Source organism: Vibrio sp. Vb1980, assembly GCF_033338615.1.
Lineage (GTDB): Bacteria > Pseudomonadota > Gammaproteobacteria > Enterobacterales > Vibrionaceae > Vibrio > Vibrio alginolyticus.
Map to the genome: position 1 here is coordinate 1 of NZ_JAWOSZ010000161.1, position 540 is coordinate 540.

A 540-nucleotide genomic window follows, 5' to 3' on the forward strand; every position below is an offset into this window, starting at 1 on the left:
TCAGTCGCTTAATGTGTCTGTTCCCAGTTAACGTCGGTGAAGACGACTGCGAGTAGAGTCGAATACAAACTACAAACAACGACGCAAAAAACGTATCACTTGTGATGCGTTTTTTTATGTCGAACGTCGACTAATGATGGATGCGAATAGATGCAGAAAGTAAGTAAAGTCTGTGTTGGTCGATGCGTAGAATAGACAAAGCAACAGATAGAAGGGCAAAAATAGAGAAGGCCAACGAAGGAAAAAGGTGAGCAGAGCTACTCACCTTGGGGTAAATGTTTTTCCAGCTCGTCGTTTTCGACTTGTAACGCCGCCACCCAGTACGAGATCAGCGCTGTTAAGTTGGCATCATCCAACTCTCGGAGGAGCTGTTTTAACTCACTCAGTAATTGCGCATTCATAAAATGCATCTCTTTATAATTACCGAGAGTAGCAATTCCCGTTTTGTTGGCGTGTTCCGCGATAAAGTCGTCGCCATTTTGATCAAAAAATAGATCGACCATTTTTTTGATCATCACTTTTTCTATTTTAACGAACCGA

Annotated in this window: 1 protein-coding gene; it reads right to left on the reverse strand. The window is 42.2% G+C overall.

Annotated elements, in window-relative coordinates; all coding sequences use genetic code 11:
* Positions 1-257: 257 nt before the first annotated feature.
* On the reverse strand, positions 258-540 hold a 283-nt coding region (locus tag R7F64_RS24280; RefSeq protein WP_318072206.1), incomplete at its 5' end, for a hypothetical protein.